This is a genomic window from Mesorhizobium sp. M1E.F.Ca.ET.041.01.1.1, from assembly GCF_003997355.1.
GTDB lineage: Bacteria > Pseudomonadota > Alphaproteobacteria > Rhizobiales > Rhizobiaceae > Mesorhizobium.
Genome location: NZ_RZSL01000347.1, coordinates 1 through 6,734 on the forward strand (window position 1 = coordinate 1; position 6,734 = coordinate 6,734).

The 6,734-nt window shown below is 63.5% G+C and carries 7 protein-coding genes and 1 tRNA gene; 5 read left to right on the forward strand and 3 right to left on the reverse strand.

Going from position 1 to position 6,734, the window contains the following annotated elements; genetic code table 11:
• Positions 1 to 74: 74 nt before the first annotated feature.
• Together EOA38_RS24010 and EOA38_RS24015 are read right to left on the reverse strand one after the other, a co-directional pair.
• The gene (locus tag EOA38_RS24010; protein WP_126057794.1) at positions 75 to 1,397 is read right to left on the reverse strand and encodes an integrase; all 1,323 of its coding nucleotides are present in this window, start codon (positions 1,395 to 1,397) and stop codon (positions 75 to 77) included.
• A gap of 114 nt (positions 1,398 to 1,511) precedes the next feature.
• A tRNA-Ser gene (locus tag EOA38_RS24015) sits at positions 1,512 to 1,601 on the reverse strand.
• Between the two features lie 326 nt (positions 1,602 to 1,927).
• On the opposite strand from EOA38_RS24015, the gene rplU reads away from it, so the two are divergent.
• The 3 genes from rplU (at position 1,928) to EOA38_RS24030 (ending at position 3,707) form a co-directional block, all read left to right on the forward strand.
• Entirely contained in the window at positions 1,928 to 2,626 is a 699-nt protein-coding gene (rplU, locus tag EOA38_RS24020) for a 50S ribosomal protein L21 (RefSeq protein ID WP_126091373.1), read from the forward strand.
• 98 nt (positions 2,627 to 2,724) lie between these two features.
• Positions 2,725 to 2,994, forward strand: coding sequence for a 50S ribosomal protein L27 (rpmA, locus tag EOA38_RS24025; protein ID WP_059189273.1), 270 nt, complete (start codon positions 2,725 to 2,727; stop codon positions 2,992 to 2,994).
• Positions 2,995 to 3,119: 125 nt separating this feature from the next.
• Complete coding sequence (locus EOA38_RS24030; RefSeq protein WP_126091374.1) at positions 3,120 to 3,707, forward strand: GNAT family protein; 588 nt, start codon at positions 3,120 to 3,122, stop codon at positions 3,705 to 3,707.
• A gap of 28 nt (positions 3,708 to 3,735) precedes the next feature.
• Here EOA38_RS24030 and EOA38_RS24035 read toward each other — a convergent pair whose 3' ends face one another.
• Positions 3,736 to 4,599 (reverse strand): endonuclease/exonuclease/phosphatase family protein, encoded by an 864-nt coding sequence (locus EOA38_RS24035; protein ID WP_127300397.1) that lies wholly within the window; start codon positions 4,597 to 4,599, stop codon positions 3,736 to 3,738.
• Positions 4,600 to 4,803: 204 nt separating this feature from the next.
• On the opposite strand from EOA38_RS24035, the gene obgE reads away from it, so the two are divergent.
• Together obgE and proB are read left to right on the forward strand one after the other, a co-directional pair.
• Positions 4,804 to 5,841 (forward strand): GTPase ObgE, encoded by a 1,038-nt coding sequence (gene obgE, locus EOA38_RS24040; protein WP_127300398.1) that lies wholly within the window; start codon positions 4,804 to 4,806, stop codon positions 5,839 to 5,841.
• A partial coding sequence (gene proB / locus EOA38_RS24045) for a glutamate 5-kinase (protein ID WP_127300399.1) occupies positions 5,838 to 6,734 on the forward strand: 897 nt, incomplete at its 3' end. The genes obgE and proB, both read left to right, overlap by 4 nt.

Sequence of the window (6,734 nt, forward strand, 5' to 3'; positions counted from 1 at the left end):
GGCCACGCTCAACCTAAATGGCTCGGACAGCTGGAGCCGTGAGGTTGGTTCTCAAGGCCTGGATGGCGCCGCAATCACATTCGCCCGGGCGGGGTAAAAGCGATTTTTTGAAGCCACTCGCGCTTTTGCGCTAACGAAGGTCCCGCGCCGTATTTGGGCCGGATCCATTTGTGGCCCATCAGAGAAGCAATTACCTTCTCCGGCGCCTCAACTGCCGTCAGCCGGTCCTCGAAAGTGTGTCGCAGGCTATAAAGACTATGCTCGGAAGTCGGCAGAAGTTCCTTGCTGGCGAGCACCTTGTTGACGAGCGCTGAAAGTGACGCGGCCTTGTCGCGATAACGAGGAAAGCCGTCCGGATGGAGCTTGATGGCTGCAAGTGCGCCGCCAACCAAGGGAATGTCACGGGCTGAATGACCGGTCTTCAAGCGACGGCCATTGGGGCGCACCCGCACATGCGGGATTTCTTGATCGAGGTGGATTGTTTCGGTGGTGAGGTTTGCCGCTTCAGAAAGCCTGAGTCCGGTATCGGCAATCACATAGATTAGATGGCGGGCTTCGTCATTGAGTCCGTCGAGCGCGCCTTCAGCGAGTATCTTCTCCTGAATGAACTCCGCTGTGAACGCAGCGCGTTGCCCGGGGACGGCGCCGGAAAGACGCAGGTTTCGAAAAACCGGCTCCAGCTTGAGCTGGTGAGTCAGATCGACGACGCGCAGCATTTTCGAAACATGGCCGATGTCCTTGTTGGCCGTACCGATATCAAGTCCATCCTCAACGATCCGCTTTTGCCACCACTCGCGGAACGCGATTGCGTCGTCCCGAGTGAGGCTTGCGATCTCCTTGTCGCCAATGACTCCAACCAGATTGGCAACTGCGCGCTTTTTGGGGTTACGCCATTTCTTGATTTGGTTAGGCGACATGGTCAGCAAGTTCTGTTGCTCGATCGTCTCGAATTCCTTGATAAGACCGCTCAGGCGGACCGCTGGCCGCTTCTCCCCACCCATGACGGCCGAGACGTCCTGCGCGTCCTCGATCGATTTTTTGTCGAGGAGCAGCTTGATACGGGCCATGAGTTCGTCGAGCGGCCCCGCTGCTAGTTCCTCGTTAGAGCGATAGGCCAATCCAAATGACCGCGCGCGCTTCCTCGCGGCTTCGAAACGCAGCCCCGCCTCGGCGGATTGGCCTTCCCGCAGTCTACGCCAATACGCCTCCAGCCCCGCGCCGAGGCTTTGCACTGCATCTCGCGCCCGTACACCGCGGGGATCGTCAGCCACGGCGACGCCCGTGGAAATGCGTACTAGGCAGCGGCGATCAAACGCCGCGAATTCCTTCGGCACCCTGCGGACGAGATACCAGATGCCTTCACGTTTATGCGGCTTTGGCGCTGCGGAACGTCGCATTATCTTTCTCTAATGTTACACAGTTTGTTACACAGTCTAAGATAAGTTTCGCTTCGCGCTGGTCAAGCGCAACAAGGAAGCTTTTGAAAGGAAACGATTATTATGGAAGCTAAATGGCGGAGAGGGAGGGATTCGAACCCCCGATACCCTTGCGAGTATGCCGCATTTCGAGTGCGGTGCATTCGACCACTCTGCCACCTCTCCGCGAGGTCATGGTCGGCCGTTGCCGGCGCGGCGCACTAGATAACGGCTGACCGCTGCAGTTACAAGGCCCTATTCGACCGATTTCCCGCTTCTTCGGGAAGCGACCGCCGACGCGGCAGACCAGCCTTGCCGGCGATGTCGCTCCGGGTCGGCGAGGGCAAGGCCCGCTCGCCTTGACTTCCGCGCAACCTTCGGTTAGGGACAGCCCGCATTCGGCGTGGGGGTTTCTCCGCGCCGCTTGTTTTTTGAACCCGCAGACTGACAAAAAGACGGCCGAACCGCTCGAGGCGGTTCATCAAGGCCGACCGAACAGCGAAAGGCAAAAAATGTTCGCAGTCATCAAAACGGGCGGCAAGCAGTATCGCGTCGCCGCCAACGATCTCTTGAAGATCGAGAAAGTCGAAGCCAAGGTCGGCGATATCGTCGAGATCGGCAATGTGCTCGCGCATGGCGAGGGCGAGAATGTCACCTTCGGCGCGCCGTTCGTCGACGGCGCCATGGTCACGGCGGAAGTCGTCGAGCAGGGCAAGAACCGCACGGTCATCGCTTTCAAGAAGCGCCGCCGCCAGAATTCGCGCCGCAAGATCGGCCACCGCCAGCTTCTGACCACCGTGCGGATCTCCGAGATCCTGCTGGGCGGCGCCAAGCCGGCGAAGAAGGCCGCCGCGAAGCCGGAGGCCAAGGCGCCGGAAGCCAAGGCTGAAGTCGCCGCCGAGGCGAAGGCTGAAGCCGCGCCGAAGGAGGCCAAGGCCAAGAAGGAAGCCAAGGCAGAGGCTGCTTCCGGCGAAGAGGCCAAGGCCGCGCCGCTGTTCAAGGCGCCGAAGGGCGAGCCGGATGACCTCACCGTCATCAAGGGCATCGGCCCGGTCGCGGCGAAGGACCTCGCCGAGCAGGGCATCGTCACCTTCGCGCAGCTCGCCAAGCTGACCGACAAGGATGTCGCCAAGATCGACGAGCACATGCCGTTCAGCGCCGACCAGATCAAGGACTGGCGCGAGCAGGCCAAGGAGCTGGCGAAGAAGTAAGACGACCGGCGACAATCGTCGCCGGCACGACTTGAAACGGAACGCGAACGCGTTCATAAGACAATTCAAGCGCCTCACGGCGCATCGGAGTTAGTTAGATGGCACACAAGAAAGCTGGCGGTTCGTCGCGCAACGGTCGCGACTCGCACTCCAAGCGGCTCGGCGTGAAGAAGTTCGGCGGCGAAGCCGTCGTTGCCGGCAACATCATCATTCGTCAGCGCGGCACGCAATGGCATCCGGGCACCAACGTCGGCATGGGCACGGACCACACCCTTTTCGCACTCGAAGCAGGCGCAGTCGCCTTCAACAAGAAAGCCAACGGCCGAACCTACGTCTCGGTAAACCCGATCACCAAAGCAGCGGAGTAGCCGGTTCCGCACCATAACACCGGCGCCCATCTCGGGAACCGGTGTCTGGCCAGGCCAGGAAAAGGATCAGGAGAGATGGGCTTCCATCTCTCCTTTTTATTTTTCTTATGCCCTGGAGGACTAAAATGGTTGCCGAAGCGGAAGACACCGACGACGAAAGTTACGCGATAGACTGCCCGGTGCTCACCACCGAGCGCCTGGTCATGCGCGCGCCGCGCGAGAACGATCTCGAGCAATTGATGGCGCTCGCCGACAACCGCCACGTCGCCGAAATGCTGGCCCGTATGCCGCATCCTTACGGCGAGGCCGAAGCCAGAGCCTTCCTTGCCATGGCTTCGTCACGCCGCGCCGGCATCGTCTATGCGCTGACGCTGGCCGGAACCGGAACCTTCGTCGGCTGCGCGGGGCTCAACACCACCGATCGCGGGCTGGAGCTCGGCTACTGGATCGGCGAGCCCTACTGGAAGCGCGGCTATGCGACGGAAGCCGCGCACGCGCTGGTCGATCTCGCCTTCCAGAGAACCTCGATCCAGGTCCTGCATGCCTCGACCAGGGTCATCAATCCGGCCTCGCGCCGGGTCATCCACAAGTGCGGTTTCCAGTATGCCGGCCAGGGGATGCTGAATTCGATCGTCGCCGGCCAGGTGCCTGTCGAGCGCTACCGGCTGGATCGCAAGACGTGGACGAGCCTACGCAACTGGGTGCATTTCTAGGCGCCGGGCCTCGAACCAAGGTCAAAGGTCAGCCCATTTCGACCCAGACCGGCAGATGATCGGAGCCGACCGCCTGCCGGTCGACCCAGAGGCGCTTCAGCGATTTGGCCAGCGAAGCGCTGGTGAAGACGTAGTCGATGCATTTGTAGCGGCTGGCATCGTCGGGCCGCTTTGGATCGACAGAGGTGACGAGGCCGGAAGCGCCAAGGCGCTGGGCGGCGTCGACGGCGAGATCGGCGGTCAGCGGCATGCCGAATTCATGGTCCGCGCGGCCGGCGAGTTCGACATATTCGGGCGATCCGGGCAGCATGTTGAAGTCTCCCATGACGATGAAGGCCTCCGGATAGGGCAGGTCCGGCAGGCCGATCTCGGGAATGCCGGAAAGGCCGCCGCCTTCCAGCGCGTAGTTCAACAGGCGCTGGCGCAGGAAGCGGATCTGGCTCTGGCGCTCGACCGGGCTGCGGTGGTCGAGATGGGTGGAATAGAAGCGGACGAAGCCGAGCGGCGTCTCGATCAGCGCCTCGAGCGCCCCGCGCTGGCAGTTCATCGCCTCGAGGCTGCGGCTGCGCGGCAAAAGGAGATTGCGCGACAGATGAATGGGCGTCTTCGACAGCACCATGTTGCCGAGCTGGAAGGTGCGGGTGACGGCGCGGCCGGTGTCGAGGCGCGAGCCGACATTGACCTCGAAATTGCTGCCGTAGGCAGCGAAGTAATCCGGCAGTGCCTCGCCGATCTCGGCCACCATGTCGCGATCGCCGTTGCGCGGGTTGTTGCGGGTCACCTCCTGCAGGGCGATGACATCGGCGCCGCGCACGGCGTCGGCAATGCGGCCGACATCGTATTTGCCGTCGAGGCCGATGCCGTACTGGATGTTGTAGGTGACGAGCTGCATTCCGGTACTCCAACACCAACGCGGAACCGCGAAAACCGGAAGCGATCGTCGCGCGGGATCAATCGCAACCGGGCAGTGCCAACGCGTTCGTGGTGCGTGCAAAAGCTTGTGCCGGCGCTTTCGTCACAAAACAGCCTCGCCCTTGGCCCCGCCTTGGTTTAGAGCAATCGCGCAAGGCAATCAGCAGAAACCTGAAAAATTCCGATGAAATTCCTCGATCAAGCCCGAGTTTACATCCGTTCCGGCGACGGCGGCGCCGGTTCGGTGTCCTTCCGCCGCGAGAAATTCATCGAGTTCGGCGGTCCGGACGGCGGCGACGGCGGTCGCGGCGGCGATGTATGGGCCGAGGCGGTCGACGGGCTGAACACGCTGATCGACTATCGCTACCAGCAGCATTTCAAGGCCAAGACCGGCATGCACGGGATGGGCCGCAACATGACCGGCGCCAAGGGCGCCGACGTTACGCTCAAGGTACCGGCCGGCACCCAGGTGTTTGCCGAGGACAACGAGACGCTGATCTGCGACCTGACCGAGGTCGGCCAGCGCTTCCTGCTCGCCAAGGGCGGCAATGGCGGCTTCGGCAACCAGCATTTCAAGACCTCGACCAACCAGGCGCCGCGCCGCGCCAATCCGGGACAGCCGGGCGAGGAGCTCAGCATCTGGCTTCGGCTGAAGCTGATCGCCGACGCCGGCCTCGTCGGCATGCCCAATGCCGGCAAGTCGACCTTCCTCGCCGCCGTCACCGCGGCCAAGCCGAAGATCGCCGATTATCCGTTCACCACGCTCTATCCCGGCCTCGGCGTCGCCCGCATCGACGGCCGCGAATTCGTGCTGGCCGACATTCCAGGCCTGATCGAGGGCGCGCATGAGGGCGTCGGCATCGGCGACCGCTTCCTCGGCCATGTCGAGCGCACGCGCGTGCTTCTCCACCTCGTCTCGGCGCTGGAGGAGAATCCAGGCAAAGCCTACAAGACCGTGCGCGGCGAGCTGGAGGCCTATGGTCATGGGCTGACCGACAAGGTCGAGATCGTCGCGCTTTCCCAGGTCGATATCCTCGACGCGGATGCCCGCAAGAAGAAGGCGGCGTCGCTGAAGCGCGCCGCCGGCCGCGCGCCGATGCTGTTGTCGGCCGTCACCGGCGAAGGCGTCGAGGCGGTTCAGCGCGCGCTGATGGCCGTGGTCGCCAAAGCACGCGACGCCGTTCCCGCTCCAGTCGACACGCGCTGGCAGCAAAACCCATGAAATCGCTGAAATCATACCGGCGCATCACCGTGAAGATCGGCTCGGCACTGCTGGTCGACCGCACGAGCGGGCTGAAGCGCGACTGGCTGACCTCTTTAGCCGACGACATCGCGGCGCTCGCCAAAGCCGGCGCGGAGGTGCTCGTCGTCTCCTCGGGCGCCATCGCGCTCGGCCGCACCATCCTGGGCCTCGGCAAGCGCGCGCTGAAGCTCGAGGAAAGCCAGGCCGCCGCCGCCGTGGGCCAGATCGCGCTCGCCGGCGCCTGGTCGGACGCGCTCGGCAGGAACGGGCTGAAATCGGGCCAGATCCTGCTCACGCTCGGCGACACCGAGGAGCGCCGGCGCTACCTCAACGCGCGCGCCACGATCTCGACCTTGCTCAAGATGAAGGCGGTGCCGGTCATCAACGAGAACGACACGGTGGCGACCTCGGAAATCCGCTATGGCGACAATGACCGGCTGGCCGCGCGGGTCGCCACCATGATGGGCGCCGATCTCCTGGTGCTGCTCTCCGACATCGATGGGCTTTATACGGCGCCGCCGGCCAAGGATCCGCAGGCCAGGTTCATCCCGATGGTCGACCGCATCACCCCCGACATCGAAGCGATGGCGGGAGCGGCCGCTTCCGAACTGTCGCGCGGCGGCATGCGGACGAAACTCGACGCCGGCAAGATCGCCAACGCCGCCGGCACGGCGATGATCATCACCGCCGGCACGCGGCTGTCGCCGCTGATGGCGATCGAACGCGGCGAGCGCGCCACCTTCTTCCGGCCGAGCGCCAATCCGGTGAAGGGTTACAAGACCTGGATCGCCGGGCAGCTCGAGCCGGCCGGCCGGCTCGAGCTGCCCGGCGATCCAGGTCTTGTAACCCTTCACCGGATTGGCGCTCGGCCG